The 21,097-nt window shown below is 34.1% G+C and carries 16 protein-coding genes; 11 read left to right on the top strand and 5 right to left on the bottom strand.

Going from position 1 to position 21,097, the window contains the following annotated elements; translation table 11 throughout:
• Nucleotides 1–106 precede the first annotated feature (106 nt).
• The 9 genes from OLM51_RS20305 (at nucleotide 107) to OLM51_RS20265 (ending at nucleotide 15,322) form a co-directional block, all read left to right on the top strand.
• A complete protein-coding gene (locus OLM51_RS20305; RefSeq protein WP_264552384.1) occupies nucleotides 107–1,591 on the top strand; it encodes a SusC/RagA family TonB-linked outer membrane protein in 1,485 nt (494 codons plus the stop codon).
• Complete coding sequence (locus OLM51_RS20300) at nucleotides 1,588–3,258, top strand: SusC/RagA family TonB-linked outer membrane protein (RefSeq protein WP_264552383.1); 1,671 nt, start codon at nucleotides 1,588–1,590, stop codon at nucleotides 3,256–3,258. Before OLM51_RS20305 ends, OLM51_RS20300 begins: the two co-directional genes overlap by 4 nt.
• A gap of 17 nt (nucleotides 3,259–3,275) precedes the next feature.
• Nucleotides 3,276–4,817 (top strand): RagB/SusD family nutrient uptake outer membrane protein, encoded by a 1,542-nt coding sequence (locus OLM51_RS20295; RefSeq protein ID WP_264552382.1) that lies wholly within the window; start codon nucleotides 3,276–3,278, stop codon nucleotides 4,815–4,817.
• Between the two features lie 190 nt (nucleotides 4,818–5,007).
• Nucleotides 5,008–6,468 carry a glycoside hydrolase family 30 protein gene (locus OLM51_RS20290; protein ID WP_264552381.1) on the top strand — a complete coding sequence of 487 codons (1,461 nt, stop codon included), beginning with the start codon at nucleotides 5,008–5,010 and terminating at the stop codon, nucleotides 6,466–6,468.
• A gap of 65 nt (nucleotides 6,469–6,533) precedes the next feature.
• Nucleotides 6,534–7,988, top strand: a complete 1,455-nt coding sequence (locus OLM51_RS20285) for a glycoside hydrolase family 30 protein (RefSeq protein ID WP_264552380.1) — start codon at nucleotides 6,534–6,536, stop codon at nucleotides 7,986–7,988.
• A 36-nt stretch (nucleotides 7,989–8,024) separates the two neighbouring features.
• Complete coding sequence (locus OLM51_RS20280; protein WP_264552379.1) at nucleotides 8,025–10,289, top strand: glycoside hydrolase family 3 N-terminal domain-containing protein; 2,265 nt, start codon at nucleotides 8,025–8,027, stop codon at nucleotides 10,287–10,289.
• An 83-nt stretch (nucleotides 10,290–10,372) separates the two neighbouring features.
• Nucleotides 10,373–12,130, top strand: coding sequence for a cellulase family glycosylhydrolase (locus tag OLM51_RS20275; RefSeq protein ID WP_264552378.1), 1,758 nt, complete (start codon nucleotides 10,373–10,375; stop codon nucleotides 12,128–12,130).
• Between the two features lie 117 nt (nucleotides 12,131–12,247).
• Nucleotides 12,248–13,087: an endonuclease/exonuclease/phosphatase family protein gene (locus OLM51_RS20270; protein WP_264552377.1), complete on the top strand. Its 840-nt coding sequence runs from the start codon at nucleotides 12,248–12,250 to the stop codon at nucleotides 13,085–13,087.
• Nucleotides 13,088–13,093: 6 nt separating this feature from the next.
• Nucleotides 13,094–15,322: a glycoside hydrolase family 3 N-terminal domain-containing protein gene (locus OLM51_RS20265; protein WP_264552376.1), complete on the top strand. Its 2,229-nt coding sequence runs from the start codon at nucleotides 13,094–13,096 to the stop codon at nucleotides 15,320–15,322.
• A 39-nt stretch (nucleotides 15,323–15,361) separates the two neighbouring features.
• On the opposite strand, the gene OLM51_RS20260 is transcribed toward OLM51_RS20265, so the two are convergent.
• Together OLM51_RS20260 and OLM51_RS20255 are read right to left on the bottom strand one after the other, a co-directional pair.
• A complete protein-coding gene (locus OLM51_RS20260; RefSeq protein ID WP_264552375.1) occupies nucleotides 15,362–17,383 on the bottom strand; it encodes a hypothetical protein in 2,022 nt (673 codons plus the stop codon).
• A 161-nt stretch (nucleotides 17,384–17,544) separates the two neighbouring features.
• The gene (locus OLM51_RS20255; protein WP_264552374.1) at nucleotides 17,545–17,859 is read right to left on the bottom strand and encodes a hypothetical protein; all 315 of its coding nucleotides are present in this window, start codon (nucleotides 17,857–17,859) and stop codon (nucleotides 17,545–17,547) included.
• Nucleotides 17,860–18,109: 250 nt separating this feature from the next.
• On the opposite strand from OLM51_RS20255, the gene OLM51_RS20250 reads away from it, so the two are divergent.
• Both OLM51_RS20250 and OLM51_RS20245 read left to right on the top strand, forming a co-directional pair.
• The gene (locus OLM51_RS20250) at nucleotides 18,110–18,865 is read left to right on the top strand and encodes an NUDIX hydrolase (protein ID WP_264552373.1); all 756 of its coding nucleotides are present in this window, start codon (nucleotides 18,110–18,112) and stop codon (nucleotides 18,863–18,865) included.
• Between the two features lie 27 nt (nucleotides 18,866–18,892).
• Entirely contained in the window at nucleotides 18,893–19,213 is a 321-nt protein-coding gene (locus OLM51_RS20245; protein WP_264552372.1) for an MmcQ/YjbR family DNA-binding protein, read from the top strand.
• 8 nt (nucleotides 19,214–19,221) lie between these two features.
• Here OLM51_RS20245 and OLM51_RS20240 read toward each other — a convergent pair whose 3' ends face one another.
• The 3 genes from OLM51_RS20240 to OLM51_RS20230 all read right to left on the bottom strand — a co-directional run bounded on the left by OLM51_RS20240 (nucleotide 19,222) and on the right by OLM51_RS20230 (nucleotide 21,025).
• Nucleotides 19,222–19,827, bottom strand: a complete 606-nt coding sequence (locus OLM51_RS20240) for an alpha-ketoglutarate-dependent dioxygenase AlkB family protein (protein ID WP_264552371.1) — start codon at nucleotides 19,825–19,827, stop codon at nucleotides 19,222–19,224.
• The gene (locus OLM51_RS20235; protein WP_264552370.1) at nucleotides 19,814–20,059 is read right to left on the bottom strand and encodes an Ada metal-binding domain-containing protein; all 246 of its coding nucleotides are present in this window, start codon (nucleotides 20,057–20,059) and stop codon (nucleotides 19,814–19,816) included. Before OLM51_RS20235 ends, OLM51_RS20240 begins: the two co-directional genes overlap by 14 nt.
• Before the next feature lie 252 nt (nucleotides 20,060–20,311).
• The gene (locus OLM51_RS20230; RefSeq protein ID WP_264552369.1) at nucleotides 20,312–21,025 is read right to left on the bottom strand and encodes a 2OG-Fe(II) oxygenase; all 714 of its coding nucleotides are present in this window, start codon (nucleotides 21,023–21,025) and stop codon (nucleotides 20,312–20,314) included.
• Nucleotides 21,026–21,097 lie beyond the last annotated feature (72 nt).

Raw genomic sequence — 21,097 nt, 5'->3', positions numbered from 1 at the left:
AATTAAGCTTTGATGTGTTTTTGTAAGGAATTTTTATTGTTGATAGTTAAATTAAACTTTATTATTGCATCAAATTACTAATTAATTAACCAAAATTTTTAGAAAAATGAAATTAACAAAATTACTTATTTTTTGTATTTCGTCTCTTCTGTTTTCAGTTGTTGCAATGGCGCAGGATGCTACTGTTACTGGAACCATAAATGATGAAAGTGGAATGCCCGTCCCGGGAGCAACAATTTCTGTTAAAGGCACTAATAAAGCTACTGCTTCAGACTTTGACGGAAAGTTTCAGATTGCTGTTCCTTCTAATGGAACTTTAACAGTAAGTTTTGTTGGCTATGAAACGACACAGATTGCAGTCAACGGTAAAACTAAACTGGATGTTAAATTGCGTCCGGAGTCTCAAACTTTAAATGAAGTTGTTGTTGTAGGATATGGTACCCAAAAGAAAAGTGTTGTAACAGGTGCAATCTCAAGTGTAAAAGCAAAAGATTTAGAGAGTTTGCCAATTACGAGAGTTGAACAGGCTTTACAAGGTAGAGTTTCAGGGGTTTCGATCGCTGCAAATGCAGGTCAGCCAGGATCTGCATCTACAATCCGTATTCGTGGTTTTACTACTTTAAATAATAATGATCCTTTATGGGTTGTTGATGGTGTTGTGGTAGACAATGGAGGAATTGGATATTTGAATCAATCTGATATTGAATCTATCGAGGTACTTAAAGATGGTGCTTCAGGTGCAATCTACGGTTCTCGTGCAGCTGCCGGAGTTGTTTTAGTGACAACTAAAAAAGGTAAAGCAGGTAAAATTTCTGTAAACTATACAGGATATGCAGGTACATCGCAAGCAGCAAAGAAATTGGATCTGCTAGGTGCTTCAGATTATGTTACAATATTAAACGAAGCGTTTAAAAATGGTGGTAATGCAGGTGAAAAATTCCCAACTAAAGATGCTACAGGAAATCCTATAAACTATGGTGCAGGAACAAATTGGCAGGATGCTATTTTTAACAATCACGCACAACGTTATTCCCATGAATTAAGCTTCAGCGGTGGTAATGATGTATCTACATTTTATATGTCTTTTGGTATAACAGATCAGGAAGGTATTATAACAACTGATATTTCTAATTATACAAGAAAAAATATCCGTTTGAACTCTAATCATAAAATTGGTAAATACATTAAGATTGGTCAGACTTTAGGATATTCTAACGAAAAAACAATTGGTATTGGTAACGTAAATGATGAGTTTGGAGGTCCATTGGCATCTGCAATTAACTTAGATCCATTAACTCCAATGATCGAAACTGATCCTTCTAAAACTGGACCTGGTTCAATCTATGCTAATCCAAATACACTAAAAGATGCAAATGGAAATTACTATGGTATTTCTACAATTGTAACTCAGGAAAATACTAACCCATTAGCTTATACTCAAACCAGATTAGGAAATAATGATTTTGCTGATAATTTTGTGGGTAACATTTTCATCGAAGCAGAATTATTGCCAGGTTTAAAATTTAGATCTACAGCTGGTGCAAAATTGGCTTATTATGGTTCTGACAACTTTACTCGGTTTATTTCTTGAACGGAGCTACAAAAAGAGACAAGAATGAGTTGTTCAGATCATACAAAAAGTCATTTAGCTGGAACTGGGAGAATACTTTAAACTATACTAAAAAGTTTGGAGATCATAATTTCAGTGCCTTAATAGGAAAAGGAACTTATGTAGACAATATTACATCTGGAAATGATGCAACTTACCAGGGGATCCCTGCAACAAATCACTCAGAAGCTTCTTTCAACGTTGATATTCCGTTAGCGGATAAATTTGTTAATGCTTATAATTCACAAGCTGTAGAACACAGAGTAGAGTCTTTATTTGGAAGATTAAATTACGATTACAAAGAAAAATATATTTTCACAGGGATTATTCGTCGTGATGGTTCTACAAGATTTGGACCAAACAACAAATACGGAACTTTCCCTTCTATGTCTCTTGGATGGGTACCTTCTAAAGAAGGATTCTGGAAAGAAAATGATGTGGTAAACACCTTAAAAATTAGAGGAGGTTATGGTGTAACAGGAAATGACTCATCTCCGGATTTCTTATATCTTTCTACAATTGGTAACAAAAGAAACTATACAATTGGCGGAACACCAGCTCCTGGACAAAGTCCAAACGGAATTGCAAACCCTGATTTGAAATGGGAAGAAACGAAACAAGTAAATATTGGTTTTGAAAGTATGCTTTTCCATGATTTCAACTTTAGTATTGATTTATTCAACAAAAAAACAAGCGGTATCTTAATGAAAGTGCCAATTCCTGGATTTGTAGGAGCAAGTGGTGATACTTATGCCAACTTAGCAGATATGCAAAATAAAGGGGTTGATATCGAGTTAGGCTACAAAAAAAGATTTGGAGCATTGAACCTTTCTGTAAACGGAAACTTCTCTTATATCAAAAATGAAGTTACTTATATTGACAAAGGAGTTAATTTCTTAGCAGGTGACGAAACAGTACAGTCAACTTCTTATGAGATCAACAGAACTCAGGTAGGTGAGGCTTACAATTCATTCTACGGATTTAAGACAAACGGAATTTTTCAGACAGTTGAAGATGTTGCTGCTTATAAAAGTGCTTCAGGACAAATTATTCAGCCAGATGCTAAACCTGGAGATTTCCGTTGGCAGGATCTTGACGGAAATGGTAAAATTGATGGTAACGATAGAGACTTCTTAGGAACATCATTGCCTAAATTTACTTATGGATTTACTTTAAACATGGATTACAAAGGATTTGACTTATTAGTTTTTGGTCAGGGAGCTGGAGGAAACATGATTTACCAAGGTTTAAGAAGACTTGATATTACAAATGCAAACTATCAGACAGAAGTTTTAGGTCGTTGGACAGGACCAGGATCAACAAACAGTTATCCTAGAGTTACAACAGAAGATAAGAACAAAAACTTCACTAACCCATCAGATTTCAATTTAGAGAAAGGTGACTTCTTCAGATTTAAAACAATTCAGCTTGGATATTCATTCCCACAAGAATGGATAAGCAGCATCTCATTAACAAAAGTGAGACTTTATTTAACTGGAGAAAACTTATTTACAATTACTAAGTATACTGGTTTTGATCCTGAAATTGGAGGACAAACTGCTGCTGGAATGAACAATGTACAAGGTGTTGACAGAGGTTTTTATCCTCAGGCAAAATCGTACATGTTAGGAGTTAATTTGCAATTTTAATTAAAAAATAAAATATTATGAAACTTATAAGTTTTAAACAATCATTTGTCGCATTTGGAGTGTTATTGGCACTTGGATCGTGCGATACCGATGAAAAGCTGGAAGTAAAAGGAGATGGAGTTGTACTTGAAAATAATTTTTACAGAAACGAAACAGAAGCTTATTCTGGATTAGTAGCAGCTTATGATAAATTAGGGAAACATGCCGGAGCAATGGAAAATGCGCCACTATTATTCTTAAACTCTGCATCAGATGATTTCTATGCAGGAGGTGGAGGAGCAGGTGACCAGCCAGGACTTCAGGTCGCATCAAACTATTCTATCACTCCAACCAATATTCCGCCAAACATTTGGGCAGATTATTTTAAAGGAGTTGCAAGATGTAATATCATGATTGCAAAACTTCCCGGAGTTACTATGGATGAAGCTAAAAAAGCAAGATTCACGGCAGAAGTTAAAGCGTTACGCGCTTATTACTATTTAGACCTTGTAAGAATGTTTAAAAATGTTCCGCTAATATTAGCTCCGGTAGTTCAGAGCGAAATTTCGACAATTGTACAGGCTAAACCAGAAGAAGTTTATGCACAAATTGAAAAAGATTTAACAGAAGCAATTCCGAATCTGCCAATGACATTAATTCCTAGCGAATTAGGAAGATTGACAAAAGGAGCTGCAACTGCACTTTTAGGAAAAGCCTATTTATCTGATAATAAAAAAGCAGAAGCTGCTGCAGAATTGGCTAAAGTAAACGGTGCAACTCCGGGACAAGCTAGTAGTTTTGGATATAAGCTAATGGATAATTTTTCTCAACTATGGGATCATTTGCATGAATTTAATTCAGAATCCATTCTTGAAATCAGTTATTCAGACAAATCAAATGCTGATTGGGGTAATTTTGAAAGAGGTGATGACGAAGGTAACGTAGCAGCACAGTTAATGGGTATGAGAGATTATTCAAGATATCCTCGTGGCGTAGATAAACTTTTGCCGGATTATATTAATGGTTGGGGGTTCATGGTCGTTACTAAAGATTTACAAGTTGCTATGCAAGGAGATCCGCGTTACGCATCTACTATTTTTGATGCTGCTGTTGAAAGAGCAAGCGGAGATAAAGATGATCCAAATGCATTTATTAAGTATACAGACAGTTACCAAGAGACAGGATTTCACTTTATTAAATATGCACCGGTTAATGCTGATATTAAAGCATCAAACCCTTTTCTGAACTTTGGTATCAATACTTATGTAATTCGTTTAGCTGATACTTATTTATTAGAAGCAGAAGCTTTGGGAGGAACAGGAGCAAGAGCCCAGGCACTTCTTGATGCTGTTAGAAAAAGAGTTGGATTAGATCCTGTACCAGTTTCTCTTGCAGCAATTCAGCAAGAAAGAAGATTAGAACTTGCGGGAGAAGGACACCGTTGGTTTGACTTAATCAGAACAGGTGAGGCTGCTGCAAAACTTGCATTCAAAGGATTTACAGCAAATAAAAATGAAGCTTTCCCAATTCCTTACAGCGAATTCAACAATACAAAAATGATTCAAAATACAGGATATTAATATTCTCCAAAAACAGATATAGTACTTGTGTAAAAGGCTGAGATAAAAATCTCAGCCTTAAAAAAAGATACTAAATGTATGTTTAAGTTTAAGTTAAGTTTGGTTGCCAGAATAGCCCATATTCTCTTTGATTATGGGCTATTTTTAAAATCAGATTTTGCAAATAAGTTTTAATTATAAAACATATACAATGAAAAAAAATGGCTTTATTATTACTTGTCTATGTTTTTCCTTAGTTGCATTTTCGCAGCAGAAAAGTCAAAAACAACAACAGGGATTTACAACAAATAACAAAAAAATCACAGTGTATACCACTGCAGATAATACAAAATTAAGGTTAACCCCTACAGATAATTTATCATTTACAGCATCACAACAGCCAGTTGAGACCGAAATATCCGTTTTTGTTGAGCCACTAAAAAAATTCCAGACTTTTATGGGAATTGGAGGAGCTATTACTGACGCAAGTGCCGAGATTTTTGCTAAACTTTCAAAAGAAAAACAAACTGAATTTTTAAATGCTTATTACGACACTCAAAAAGGAATAGGTTATTCATTACTAAGAACTACAATTCAGAGTTCAGATTTTAGTAGTGCAAGCTATTCTTATATAGAAGAAGGCGATAAGGATTTAAAAACATTTTCAATTGAACATGACAGACAATATCGCATTCCGTTAATAAAACAGGCAATCAAAACGGCCGGAGGTAAACTGCCAACTTATGCAACTCCATGGTCACCAAATGCTTTTATGAAAAGCAATAAAAGCGTCCTGAAAGGTGGAAAATTACTTCCTGAATTCTTTCAGCCATGGGCCAATTTTTATGCGAAATTTATAAAAGCATATGAAAAAGAAGGAATTCCAATTTGGGGAACTTCAGTACAAAATGAGCCAATGGCAACACAAACATGGGAATCTTGTTTGTATACTGCCGAAGAGGAAAGAGATTTTTTGAAAAATTACTTAGGGCCAACTCTTAAAAAAGAAGGTTTAGAAAGAATTAAAATTATTGCCTGGGATCATAATCGTGATTTAATGGTGCAAAGAGCAAACGTAATTTTCTCAGATCCTGAAGCATCAAAGTATGTTTGGGGAATGGGTTTTCACTGGTACGAAACCTGGACTGGTGCACAGCCAATGTTTGAAAATGTTGCAAGAGTTCATGAAGCATATCCGGATAAAAAACTAATGTTTACTGAAGGATGTGTCGAAAAATTTGATGCAGCCAAATATCAATTTTGGGCAAATGCCGAAAGATACGGAACTTCAATGATCAACGATTTTAACAACGGAACCGTGGCCTGGACAGATTGGAATATCCTTTTGGACCAATTTGGAGGACCAAATCACGTTGGTAATTTTTGCTTTGCTCCAATCCATGCAGATACTACAACTGGTGAATTAATTTATACACCATCTTATTATTACATTGGTCATTTCTCAAAATTCATTCGTCCAAATGCAGTTCGTGTAAGTACTTCAGTAAGCAGAAGCTATTTGCTAAGTACTTCATTTTTAAATACAGACGGGAAAATGACAACCATAGTAATGAATCATACAAATAATGAAATTACCTATAACCTGATCATTGCAACAGAAAAGACAGTCGTGAAAATACCGGCGCACGCAATCCAAACCTTAGTTTATTAATTTATTTTATTAGTAGTTAAGGGCTATTTATTTAGCCCTTAGTTTTTTTAATAGCATTTAAAGACATGAAATCAACCTATAAAATTTTAATAATACCCCTATTAATTCTGCAATTAAGTTGTTCTTCGTCAAAGGTTGTGGCTGATTCAGCATCTAAACCAAACTCAAAAATAAAAGTTTATACTACTGCCGAAAAAACGAACATGAGATTATCATTATCAAATGATTTAATCCCTACATCAACACAAAAAAAATCAACGGTTTCTATTACTGTAGATCCGAAAAAAATACATCAGACCTTTCTTGGAATTGGCGGCGCTATAACCGATGCAAGTGCTGAAGTCTTTGCTAAATTATCTTCAGAAAGACAGAAGGAGCTTCTAAACGCTTATTACGATAAAACCAAAGGAATAGGTTATACTTTAGCCAGAACCAACATTCATAGCTGCGATTTTAGCAGCCAAAGTTATACCTACATTGCTGAGGGAGACAAAGATTTAAAAACCTTCAGTATTGATCATGATAGAAAATACAGAATTCCACTGATCAAAAAAGCAATCGAAACAGCCGGCGGAAAATTAACCTTATTTGTTAGTCCATGGAGTCCCCCAGCTTTTATGAAAGACAATAATGATATTTTGCACGGCGGCGTTTTATTGCCTGAATTTGCTCAGTCGTGGGCAAATTACTATGCAAAATTTATAAAAGCATATGAAAAAGAGGGAATTCCGATTTGGGGATTAACCATTCAAAATGAACCAATGGCGAGTCAAAGTTGGGAATCATGTATCTATACCCCCGAAGCTGAAAGAGATTTTCTTAAAAATTTTCTTGGTCCAACTTTAGTAAAAGAAAATCTGGGTTCTAAAAATATCATTATTTGGGATCACAATCGCGGAGATATGCTGGAAAAAAGAGCTAATCTGGTTTTTTCAGATCCTGAAGTTTCAAAATATGCTTGGGGAATTGGTTTTCATTGGTATGAAACCTGGAATGGCGGAGCACCAAAATTCGAATCGGTTGCAGAAGTTCACAAAGCATTTCTAAACAAAAACCTAATATTTACCGAAGGATGCATCGAAAGATTTGACGCTGCAAAGTTTCAGTTTTGGGGAAATGCAGAGCGATACGGACTCAACATGATCAATGATTTTAACAACGGAACAGTGGCCTGGACGGATTGGAATATTCTTCTGGATCAAAATGGAGGTCCAAATCATGTGGGGAATTTTTGTTTTTCACCCATTCATGCCGATACTGCAAAAGACGAATTGATTTATACACCCATGTATTATTACATAGGACATTTGTCCAAATTCATCAGACCAAATGCTAAACGAATCGAAGCTAACAGCAGTGACAAAAGCTTGTTGAGTACATCATTTAAAAATACAGATGGAAAATTCATTACCGTTGTAATGAATTCATCAGATAATGAAGTGGTTTATACCCTTTCAAATAATACAACCAAAACAACTATTACCATACCGGCGCATGCCATGCAAACTCTTGAATACTAGAGTTTTAATTATGAAATATTAATTTAAAAATTTAAAATGAAAAGAACCAAGTTGCTGGTGCTCGCTCTCTTAGTTTGTGGAGCAGCATGGAGTCAGGAAGTAAAAAACAATAAAGGAGCTATTGACGCAAAAGTTGCCGAATTATTGTCGAAAATGACTCTTGAAGAAAAAGTAGGTCAAATGACTCAAATAACCGTAACGATATTTGAAGATCCTGCAAAACCGGGATATTTTGATCCTGCAAAACTAAAACAAGGAATTCAGGATTATCATATTGGATCTATTTTGAATGTGCCAAATCCAGGCGCTCCAACTATACAGAGATGGCAGGAAACTTTAACAGCAATTTCAAACGAAGCAAATAAAACAAGGCTTAAAATTCCGGTTTTATACGGTATAGATGCCATTCATGGGGCAAGTTATACAGCCGGAGCAACATTGTTTCCGCAGCAAATTGGTTTAGCTGCAACTTTCAATACAGCTTTAGTAAAACGCGGAGCCGAAATTTCAGCTTATGAAACCAGAGCATCCTCGATTCCTTGGGTTTTCTCTCCCGATTTAGATTTTCCAAGAAATCCAGCCTGGTCCAGAATGTGGGAGTCATTTGGTGAAGATGCCTATTTATCTTCAAAAATGGCAGTTGCTTTAGTTGATGGTTTTGAAGGAAATGATGTAGGTTCTAAATATAGTGTTGCTTCTTGTATGAAACATTACATTGGATACGGAAGTACCTATACAGGAAAAGACAGAACACCAAGTATTATTCCGGAAAGACTTTTAAGACAATACGATTTAACTATCTATCAGGCCGCAATAAAAGCCGGTGCAAAAAGTGTAATGGTAAGTTCTGGCGAAATCAATGGGACTCCTGTGCACTCCAGCAAACATTTAATTACCGATATCCTTAAGAAAGAGCTTAATTTTCAAGGAGTTGTAGTAACGGACTGGAAAGATATTATTTACTTGTATACCAGACATAAAGTTGCCGAATCTAAACGCGATGCAGTTCGTATTGCAATTATGGCGGGAATAGACATGAGTATGGTACCGGAAGAATTCTCTTTTTACACTGATCTGGTTGATTTGGTAAAAAAAGGAGAAGTGCCAATGTCAAGAATTGATGATGCAGTTACCCGAATTCTTAAGATGAAATTTGAATTGAATTTATTTCAAAATTCAGTAGCAAACCTAAAAGATTATCCAAAATTCGGATCACAAGAACACATTCAGGAAGCTTACAATACCGCGGCAGAATCTATTACTTTATTGAAAAATAATGCTTCAGCTTTACCATTAAATAAAAACGAAAAAATACTGGTAACAGGAGCAACTGCAAATAGTATGAAATACTTAAACGGAGGTTGGTCTTATACCTGGCAGGGTGAAAATTCAGATACTTACGCGGCAGATAAATCAACTATCTTAGAAGCATTTCAGAATAAATTAGGAAAAGAAAACGTATTGTATACCCCAGGTGCAGATCTTGAAAAAGAAGATGACGCTGAAATTCAGAAAGCAGTAGAATTGGCCAAAACTGCCACTAAAATTGTTTTGTGTTTAGGAGAAAAAAATTATACAGAAACACCGGGTGACATCAGTGACCTTTACATAAGCCGTTCTCAGATAAAATTAGCCTTAGCATTATCAAAATTAAACAAACCAATAGTTTTAGTTCTAAACGAAGGAAGACCAAGATTAATTAGTGACTTTGAAGATAAAATGGCAGCTGTTGTTCAATGTTACCTTCCGGGAAATGAAGGCGGAAGAGCTTTAGTTGATATTTTATACGGAGATGTAAACCCAAGTGGAAGATTGCCGTATAATTATCCAAAATATCCAAATTCATTAGAAAAATACAATAGAAAATATACTGAAAGTATTTCTGAAGGAGAGCAAAATAACGACGCAAAATACGAGAAAAGTTATTCTCCTCAATTTGAGTTCGGGACAGGGTTATCGTATACAACATTTGCATATTCAAACCTAAAAACGGACAAATCTGAAATCACTGCTTCAGATGAAATAAACGTATCAGTTGATGTAACAAATTCAGGGGCAAAAGCAGGAAAAGAATCCGTTTTATTGTATTTGTCAGACAATGTGGCAAGTATTACACCAGAAGTAAAAGCTTTAAAAAGATTTGACAAAATTAGTTTAGCTCCCGGCGAAACTAAAACAGTAAAATTCACCTTAAATCAAAAAGACCTTCAGTTTGTAAATGAAGATTTGAAATGGATTTCTGAAAAAGGAACATTTACAATTCAAATCGGAAATCAAAAAAAGGATTTTCTATTAAAGTAAAATCTTAAATACTCCCACAAGTTTTCTAAAAATCTTGTGGGTATTTTAGTTTAGAAAGTTGATTAAGTTTTAAAAAAATTGACATGAAAAAAATCATTATCACATTACAACTATTGCTTTCAATTACCGCTTTTGGGCAGGGTTTTTTACATAGAGACGGACAAAAGATTGTTGACGGAAACGGAAATAATATTGTTTTGAGAGGTTTAGGTCTTGGCGGATGGATGGTGCAGGAAGGATATATGTTGCAAACCCAGCCCTTTGCAAGCTCGCAATATCAGATTAAACAAAAAATTCAGGATGTTATTGGCGAACAGGGAACAAAAGAATTTTATGCCGCTTATAAAGCAAATGGTATTACAAAACGCGATATTGATTCGTTAGCCGCATGGGGATTTAATTCAGTTCGTCTTCCAATGCATTACAACCTTTATACACCAGCAATTCAGGAAGAAAAAAATGGTGAAATCACCTGGATTGAAGAAGGTTTTACAATGACTGATAATTTATTGAAATGGTGTGCCGAAAACAAAATGTATCTGATTTTAGATTTGCATGCTGCGCCTGGCGGACAAGGAAATGATGCTGCAATTTCTGATTATGATACAACAAAACCATCTCTTTGGGAAAGTGGCGCCAATCAGAAAAAAATGATTGCATTGTGGAAAAAACTGGCTTCCCGATACAGAGATAATCCCTGGATTGGTGCTTATGATATTATCAACGAACCCAACTGGAATTTTACCGGAACCAATAAAAATGGTTGTGATGAAAACTCAAACGGACCTTTAAGAGACTTAATGGTTGCCGTTACAAAAGCAATTAGAGAAGTAGATCCTAATCATATTGTGGTTATCGAAGGAAATTGCTGGGGAAATAATTACAATGGAATTTTTCCTTTGTGGGATGAAAATATGGTTTTGAGTTTTCATAAATACTGGAACTATAATACCAAAGAATCTATTCAGAAAATGATGGATTACAGAACACAATATAATGTGCCGATTTGGTTGGGAGAAAGTGGAGAAAACTCAAATGTCTGGTTTAAAGATGTATTGACTTTAGTAGAAAGCAATAATATTGGATGGGCATTCTGGCCAATGAAAAAGATCGAGAATATTGCAGGAGTAACATCGGTAACTAAAATTCCGGAATATGATATTGTATTGAAATACTGGAAAGACGGAGGACAAAAACCAAGTCAGGAATTGGCGAAAAAAACACTGATGAAAATGGCCAACAATTACAAAATGGAAAACCTAACGGTAAAACCAGATGTTATTGATGCTATGTTCAGACAGGTACAAACCAATGATACAAAACCTTATAAAAAACATTTAATTCCGGGTAAAATTGCTGCTACCGAATATGATTTAGGAACCAATGGTTATGCTTATCAGGATACTGATTTTGTAAATTACAGAGTCGAAACCGGAAAATTTGAAGACTGGAATAAAGGAAACACCATGCGTAATGATGGGGTAGATATTTTGCCATGCAAAGATTCTGGTTCAAATGGCTATCAGGTTTCTTTTATTGAAGATGGAGAATGGCTGCAATTTACAGCCAATGTAGCAAAACAAGATACATATAAAGTTGTGATTCGCTATTCGAGCGAGAAAACAGAAGGAAAGATTTATCTGGAAACTGAAAACAGCAAGAAATCAGAACTAGTTGTCCTTCCGGTTACTGGTGGAAATGATAAATGGAAAACAGTTATTTTATCTAACGTAGCATTAAATGCAGGAGTAAATAAAATTAAAGTAGTTTTTGAAAAAGGAGGATTCAATTTGAATTATTTAGATTTTTCTGAAGGTAAAAAAGGAACTTCTAAAAAATAGGTTAAGAGAAAAAGAAGAAAGAAGGAATACGGATAAAGTTAATTAACATAATTTTTAAATAAGTTTTTCTCTTTAAGACTGCGGAAACACTAGTTTTACGGATTAAAATTTTTAAACATGAAAAAGCCAAACAAAATTATTTTAGTAGTATTCTTACTTTTTGTAAGCATGTCATTTTATGGTCAGAATTTAAAAATGATGACCTACAACATTCGTCTTGATGTAGCATCAGATGGAGAGAATGCATGGCCAAAACGGAAAGATTATTTTACTTCTCAAATAAGATTTTATAGTCCGGATATTTTTGGAGTTCAGGAAGCAACACCAAATCAGGTGCTTGATATTGCCTCGGCTTTTCCTGATTATAACAGGTTTGGAATTGGCAGAGAAGAAAAGGGAACTGGAGAAGCCTGCACGATTTATTACAAAAAAGATCGTTTTCAGGTAAAACAATCCAATACATTCTGGTTGTCAGAAACACCAAATGAGGTGTCAAGAGGTTGGGATGCAGCTTGTAACAGAGTTTGTACGTATGCTCTTTTTAAAGATTTAAAAACTAAAAAAACATTTTGGGTTTTTAACCTGCATCTCGATCACATTGGAGAAGTGGCGAGAGTAAAAGGTGTAGAGTTGGTTTTGTCGAAAATTAAGGAAGTAAACACCCAAAATTATCCGGTTTTTTTAATGGGTGATTTTAATTCAGAACCGGAGACAAAACAAATTAAAGCGATAAAAGAAGTGATGAATGATACTAAAGATGTTTCAATTGAAAAGCCTTTTGGACCATCTGGAACTTTTAATAATTTTAAACATAATGAGCCGGTAAATTTATTAATAGACTACATTTTTATCTCAAAAAATAGCGAATTAAAAATTCAGAAACATGCAGTTTTAAGTGATTCAAAAGATTTGCGATATCCTTCAGATCATTTACCTGTCTTAATAGAAATTAATTAAATCAGAATGAAAAAAATAACCACAGTTACCCTGTTGATGGTGTCACTTTTTGCGGCGGCACAACAAGAAAGTATCGACCAGAAAGTAAAAAGTTTATTGAAAAAAATGACTATCGAAGAAAAAATCGGTCAGCTTAATCAATATAGTAATGACAATTCGATAACGGGGCCAATCACGGTAAATCCAAATAAACAAACCGAAATTAAGAATGGTTTAGTAGGGTCAATGCTGAATGTTACAGGAGCCGAATCAACAAGGAATTATCAAAAATTAGCGATGCAATCCCGTCTTAAAATACCAATGTTATTTGGTCAGGATGTTATTCATGGTTATAAAACAACCTTTCCAATTCCGTTGGCAGAAGCCGCAAGCTGGGATTTAGCAGCGATAGAATTGGCAGCAAGAGTGGCAGCTACAGAAGCTGCAGCAAGCGGTATTCACTGGACATTTGCACCAATGGTAGATATTGGTCGTGATCCAAGATGGGGAAGAGTTATGGAAGGCGCAGGAGAAGATACGTACTTGGGTTCTAAAATTGCTTACGCAAGAGTAAAAGGCTTTCAGGGAAATAAATTAGGAGATTTAAACTCTGTTATGGCCTGTGTAAAACACTTTGCTGCTTATGGTGCAGCGGTTGGAGGAAGAGATTACAACTCTGTTGATATAAGCGAAAGAATGTTGCTTGAAACTTATTTACCGCCTTTTAAAGCGGCTTTAGATGCCGGTGCCGCAACTTTTATGAATTCATTTAATGATATAAACGGAATTCCGGCAACAGGAAATGCACATTTGCAGCGAGATATCTTAAAAGGAAAATGGAACTTTCAGGGCTTTGTAGTTTCTGACTGGGGCTCAATAGGAGAAATGGTAGCACATGGTTACTCAAAAGATCTTAAAGAAGCAGCCTATTCAGCAATAACTGCGGGCAGTGACATGGATATGGAAAGCACTGCTTACTCACATCATTTGGTCGAGTTAGTAAAAGAAGGCCGTGTTTCTGTTGATTTAGTTGATGATGCAGTAAGACGTATTTTACGTAAAAAATTCGAATTGGGTTTATTTGATGATCCTTATAAATATTCAGATGAAAAAAGAGCAGAGAAAGCGTTAAACAATCCTGAAAATAGAAAAGCAGCTCTTGAAATGGCAGAAAAAAGTATTGTTTTGCTGAAAAATGAAAATCAAACTTTACCAATTTCAAAAAATGTAAAAACAATAGCCTTTATAGGACCAATGGTAAAAGAGTATAAAGCCAATATGGGCTTTTGGTCTGTGGAGCTTCCGGAGGTAAATTATGACAAATGGATTGTTTCGCAGTGGGATGGTTTACAAAATAAAGTGGGTAAAGACACTAAATTATTGTATGCAAAAGGCTGCGAAGTTGATGGCGATAATAAAGATGGTTTTGCCGAAGCTGTAGCAACAGCCAAAGAAGCCGATGTTGTGATTTTAAGTATTGGTGAGCGTCGCGATATGAGTGGTGAAGCAAAAAGCAGAAGCGATTTGCATTTACCAGGTGTTCAGGAAGATTTAGTAAAAGCGATTCAGGCAACAGGAAAACCGGTTGTAGTTTTAATAAATGCAGGTAGACCGTTAGTTTTTAACTGGACAGCCGATAATGTTCCTGCAATTGTTTATACCTGGTGGTTAGGAACTGAAGCCGGAAATGCGATTGCAAATGTTTTATTTGGAGACTATAATCCTTCTGGAAAATTACCAATGACTTTCCCTAGAGAAGTAGGACAGGTGCCAATTTACTACAATCATTTTAGTACAGGAAGACCAGCTAAAAATGAGAATGATGCAAATTACGTTTCAGCGTATATCGATTTAAAAAACTCTCCTAAATTTCCTTTTGGCTACGGATTGAGTTATACAAAGTTTGATTATTCAGGCCTAAAATTATCTTCAGCCAAAATAAAAAGTAATGAAACAATTAAGGTTTCTTTTCAATTATCAAATGTCGGAAAAGTAGCTGGAGAAGAAGTAGTGCAATTATATCTAAAAGATAAATTTGGATCTGTTGTAAGACCAGTTCTGGAATTAAAAGATTTCCAAAAAGTAAAATTAAATGCGGGAGAATCTAAAACAATCGAATTTACGATTGATAAAGAAAAGCTGTCTTTCTACAATAATAAATTAGAATGGACAACTGAGCCAGGAGATTTTGAAGTGATGATCGGAGCTTCATCAGCAGATATTAAATTAAAATCTGATTTTGAATTGGTAAACTAACAAAAAACGGGGCATAAAAGCCCCGTTTTTTTAGCTCAATTATTTAAGACTTTTCTTGAAACTATATTTCAGTCTGTTTAATAATCCTTGTTCTATAATATCAATTCCCACTCCGTAATTACTGTCTGCAATAGTGTGGTGATCATTTCTGAATTCTTCAAAATCTGCGTTGGGAATTTCTAAATTCACCAACGGTTTAAAATCAACATATATTGAAGCCCCGTTTTTAGTCACTTTTTTACGGCTTGTATAATCAAAATACGGATTATTGATGGTACTTTCCTGAATAGTATATTTTTCCTGAGTGTCTATTTTCTGATCTGTCGTTAAGTTGATTTCATATTTTTCATTATCAAAATTATGCCAGAAATTAATATCGTTATGCAGAAAATCTCTTGCACCATTTTTAACTACATTACGATCAAAATACATTAAGAAACGATTTTTCTCCGGATCTGTATAATAAGGTTCTTCGATTGTAGTGGTGTACTGAATGGTAAACTCGTTGAGCTTTTTATCATCACTAACAATTTCGATAACAGCATCTTTAAAAATGGTTCTGATGTCTGTTCCATTTCTGTCATTTGAATAATTTAAAGTATAAAACAAGAAATTATTCCAGCTGTCAACGATTTCTCTTTTATTGGTATTTTTAAAATATTTACGCATGTAATTGGCACGATTTCCTTTATATGTCGATACCAGTTTTAATTGACCAATATTATTTTGAGCGCTAAAATCTACTTTTTCATTTATACCATAATAAGAGAATTTTTGAGGTTGCTTAATCTGTAATTCCTGATTGGGTTTCACCTCAAGATAATGCATAAAATAAATATAGCCACGATTTTCGATTAAACCGAACTCGTCTCTTGAAGTCGCATCAACAAAATAAGTTTCTCCTTTGTAATTGATTTTTACAACAACATGATTAAAACTAAGCAATGAAGGTAAGTAGTATTTAATGTAATGATCTGTACTAAAATTAACCAGAATAACATTTGAATCAACATTGATATAATCTAAAACAACCTTCAATAGAACCGATTTTGCTTTACAATCACCTTGTTTGTTTTCATACGTAACAGCTGGCTCCTGCGGTTTGTGACCATTCATTTCATCAGCATTATAGGTATAATAAACGTGATTCTGCACATAATCTATTGCAAATTGCAGTTGTTCGTCTTTGTCGGTAATAGCATCTAATTTTTCAACAAGATTTGGAGCAAATTCCTTTAACGAAGATTTATTGTAAATCTCATCATATAAAGGATAAATATAATTAGACAAATTTATCCAGTTGCTCTCCGTCGCAAAATCAATATACGAAGCAATTTCTCTGTTTGTATCAAAAAAATTGATGTAGTTTTCTTTTTCAAATATGAAACGTTCTCCTTTTTTTAAACGATTAATTTCAGGTTCCAGTACATTTCCTTCCTCATCTCTAAAAAATGTTTTTTTGTAGGCAATTGGTTCTTTGCGGTCATTTATAAAAGTGAATTTATAATTTCCATAAGCCCAGTAAGTACTTGGACTCACATAAACATATTTTAAAAATTCCTTACGCATAAAATCACGTTCAGAAAATACTTTAATTCGTGAATCTTCAAGTATCAAGACATCATAAAGGCGTAAATCTTTGATTGTAATGTTTACTTTTTTATTACTGCTCAAAACACCACCTTCGCTTTGATTCTCGCTATCCAGTACTTTTATTTTTGTGTCAGGAATTTTGTCAATTAAAACACCTTCTCTCAGAACACTTATTCGGTGTATAATGTAAGTTTCATTTTCTTCTACCACAACATCTTTTGCAGAAGCACTTTCCAGATTTCCAGGTTCATTGAGCGTATAAGCAACACAGGCATATTCGCCGTTTTCATTGTCGCTGGTATAATAAATTTTATCTAAAAAATAACAGAAATCCCGTCCTTCTTCAACTTGCTTGTTGGAGAAATCAGATTCTTTTATATATTGAACAAGTTGGGTATCATCAATAGTAGAAGCCCAATTTTCTGGTTTTTGGATTTTATAACTTTCTAATTCTACAGTGTTTTCCATGCTTATAACTTTACAATTTTTATTGGTGTATAATCTTACTTAGAACAAAAATATGTAATATTAATGGCATAATTTGTTTCGTTATTTTATAAATTAACGAAATAATAAAAAAACCTCACGAAAAGTGAGGTTGTGTATATATTCTGATCTTTAAAAAGGAACTATTTAAGAACAGTGTTTATAAAATCCATAACACCAATTCCTTTGTAAGAAGCAAATAAAGCTTTGTCAAAAGCTTCGCGTTTTGCTTTTTTATCTTTTGCTTCCGTTTCTGTAATCATTTGATTAAAAATCTTTTCCTGCTCTTCACTATATTTTAATGAAGCTTCAAGAAGATACGTTTTTGAAACAAACCCGAACGAAGTCCAGATTTTGTTTCTAATTTTACTGTTTATGTTTTTTAATGGATTGGCATTCATATCTCTTGCATTGATGTTCTGATTTTCTAAAAAAGAAGAGATGCAAATACAGAACAAACATCAGGATTTTTCTTTCTTTTTCAGAGTGTAAATAAGCACGTTTTTTATTGTGTTATTGTGACGCAATGTAATTATTTTTTTTAGATTTGATTTTAAATTTTAGTTAAAAAAACAAACTCTAAATAACGTTCAGATTATTTATTTAACAAAATTACCAATCTGTGTTTCTTAAAATGTGATAGTTAAGTAAAAATGGAGTAAATTGCCTTATTGTAACAGTAAGAATTGTTACCCTAATAAAGAGTAGATGTTGAAAGATATTATAGAAAACAGCCACAATTATCAACCTGGACTTTCCATAGATTGTGTAATTTTTGGTTTTCATGATAATCAGTTAAAAGTTTTGTTGATTAAGGTAAACCATAATGAAAAATGGTCTTTACCTGGTGGATTTGTTCCTATTGAAGAGGATATTGATACTGCAGCGGTAACAATTTTAAACCAAAGAACAGGAGTTGAGGGTGTTTTTTTAAGGCAGTTTGCAACATTTGGAAAGATTAAACGAAATGATAATCATTTTGGGAAAGATGTTTTGGATCATTTAAATATAGATCAGGAAAAAGGCAAATGGTTTACCCAGCGTTTTGTTACCATAGGCTATTATGCACTGGTCGATTTTCTAAAAATAATTCCAAATTCTGTAAATCAGCACGATATTGTGGAGTGGATTGATCATAAAGAAGTGCCGGATCTTATTTTAGACCATCGGGAAATTCTGGATAAAGCACTTGATACTTTAAGAATTGAACTAAATTTAATGCCAGTAGGATATAATTTGCTTCCGGAGAAATTTACAATTCCGGAATTGCAAAAACTGTATGAAACAATTTTGGATAAAAAACTGGATCGCAGAAATTTTCTTAGAAAAATAACCAATATTGGAATTCTGATTAAACTCGACGAGAAGAAAAGTAATGTTGCACATAAAGCACCAAACTTATATTCTTTTGATAAAGAAAAATATGATGAAGTCTTGAAAAATGGATTAAATCAAGGCTGGTAAGAGGATAATAATTAAAAATTTGCGATTATGGTCTCAATTGAAACATTTAGAAAATTAGCTTTATCATTTCCAAATGCAACAGAAGAACCGCATTTTGAGAAAACATCCTTCCGCATCAATAAAAAGATTTTTGCCACTTATGATGAGAAAAATAATCGAGCCGTTTTGAAATTAAATGAAATCGATCAATCTGTTTTTTGTGCTTCAAGCGAAATGATTTTTTATCCAGTTCCAAACAAATGGGGAAAACAAGGCTGGACAATAGCCGAACTTTCAAAAGTAAGATTAGAAATGTTTGAAGATGCTTTAATACGCTCGTATGAAAATGTTGTTACAAAAAAGAAATAACATTTCTATTAAATGATAGTCCTAAAAGTCAAATTAACTCTGGGTTTCTGTGTTGTTTTTGTTGGAGGCAGACGATGAAGCCAATAGGTTTGTGTTTCGTTTTTCATGACCAGTAAACTTCCATGTTCCAGAATTAAAGAAACGATTGCTTTAGATTCTTTATGTTTGAAAGCAAATTTACGTTCGGCACCAAAACTTACAGAACCAATTGCGCCATTTTTCTTTAAATCTTTTTCGGCATCACTGTGCCACGCCATTCCTTCTTCGCCTGAATGGTATAAATTCAGCAAGCAGGAATTGAAAGTTTCTCCTGTTTTTTCTTCAATGATTTTCTTTAATGCTAAAAGTTCGCTGGTCCATGGGAGTGCCTTTTTTGTGGTATTAGAATACGTATATTCAAATTCCTTATCACCATACCAGGCCACTTTTCTTTTGGTTAAAATGAGTTTTCCAAAGATAATTGCTTCATCATTTTTCCACTCAATCGAATTTAGTAAAGCATCCCGATAAAAATCGGCTTCATCTCGTGAAAATAATTTTCCGTAATAATTTACTGTTCCGTCTTTCGGAAGCAAGTTGGTATTTTCGTCTATAGGAGGGTTAAATAAGTCCATTTTTCCATTTTATGTATTCGGATTTCATGCAATGTCCACAGGGCCTGTAACCGTTTTGTTTCGCTTCGCTTTCAGAAGAAAAGAAAACCCGATTTTCCCGTTTCATCCTTTTGCCTGAAGTACATTTCAGTGTTCCGTATATTTTTAGTTTTTGGTTTCCACCGAAACAAATTTCGCTTTTTTTAATTTTATTTCGAAGATCTGAATCTGAAATTTTATTGTGCTTAATCATGGTTTTATCATTTTTTTATTCTGTAGAGACGCACTGCAGTGCGTCTAAAGTTTGCAGTTTTTCCGCCACGACCCGAGCGATAGCGAATGGACAAAGTAATTCACGAATTATTTTTAAAATCTATGCGGATAGAATTTATTTGATTTGTGAATTTGTGGCAGAAAACATGATGTTAGACGCACTGCAGTGCGTCTCTACAAATATGCGTTGGTTCGAAACCTCAAAACCTCAGAACCTTTGTAACTATGCACCTTAATTTAACGCATCATGAAAAATAATTCCCAGCGTAAAACGTTCGCCAGAATGAACTTCACTTACGCCATGTTTCATGTTTACTCTATAATATCCTTTTGTGCCTTTTAGAGGTCTGAAATTGGTGGTAAAAATGAGAATATCTCCTTTTTTGGGTTTCAGAACAATAGCTTTAGATTGAGCTCTTGGAGTTTGTTGTGTTAAGACAAATTCTCCTCCAGTAAAATCTACTTCAGGTTCGTTTAGAAAAAGAACAATCTGAATTGGAAAATAAATGTCTCCATATAAATCCTGATGCAAAGTATTGAATCCGCTTTTACCATATTTTAAAATTAAAACTGTTGCTTTCAGCTGATTATTTTCATGACATTGCTTTAATAATTCTTCATGAGATTGAGGAAAAAAAGTATTGATATTTAAAGCTTTCATCCACGCATTGGCAATTGGAGCCAGTCTGGGATAAACTGCAGATCGAATATCCTGGATTAAATCAGGCAACGGATAATTGAAATATTTGTATTCACCTAAACCAAAGCGATAACGTTCCATTACAACTGTTTTTCGGTATAAATTCGGATTGTCATAATCGAATTTTAAATCTTCGCATTGTTCGTTATTTAGCACTTTTGGAAGGATTTCAAATCCATTTTCGTGCATAGATTCGGTGATGCTTTCCCAGTTTTGAGAAGCAATTTTTGATTGTATATTTTGCATAATAATTTTTAGATTGAGATTTTTTTTTGCCACGAATTCACGAATTATTTTTTTTAATACTTTATCTAATAT

The sequence above is a fragment of the Flavobacterium sp. N2038 genome (assembly GCF_025947185.1).
Classification (GTDB): Bacteria; Bacteroidota; Bacteroidia; order Flavobacteriales; family Flavobacteriaceae; genus Flavobacterium.
The sequence above is the reverse complement of the archived record's forward strand: the minus strand, read 5'-3'. Positions and strand labels throughout refer to the sequence as shown.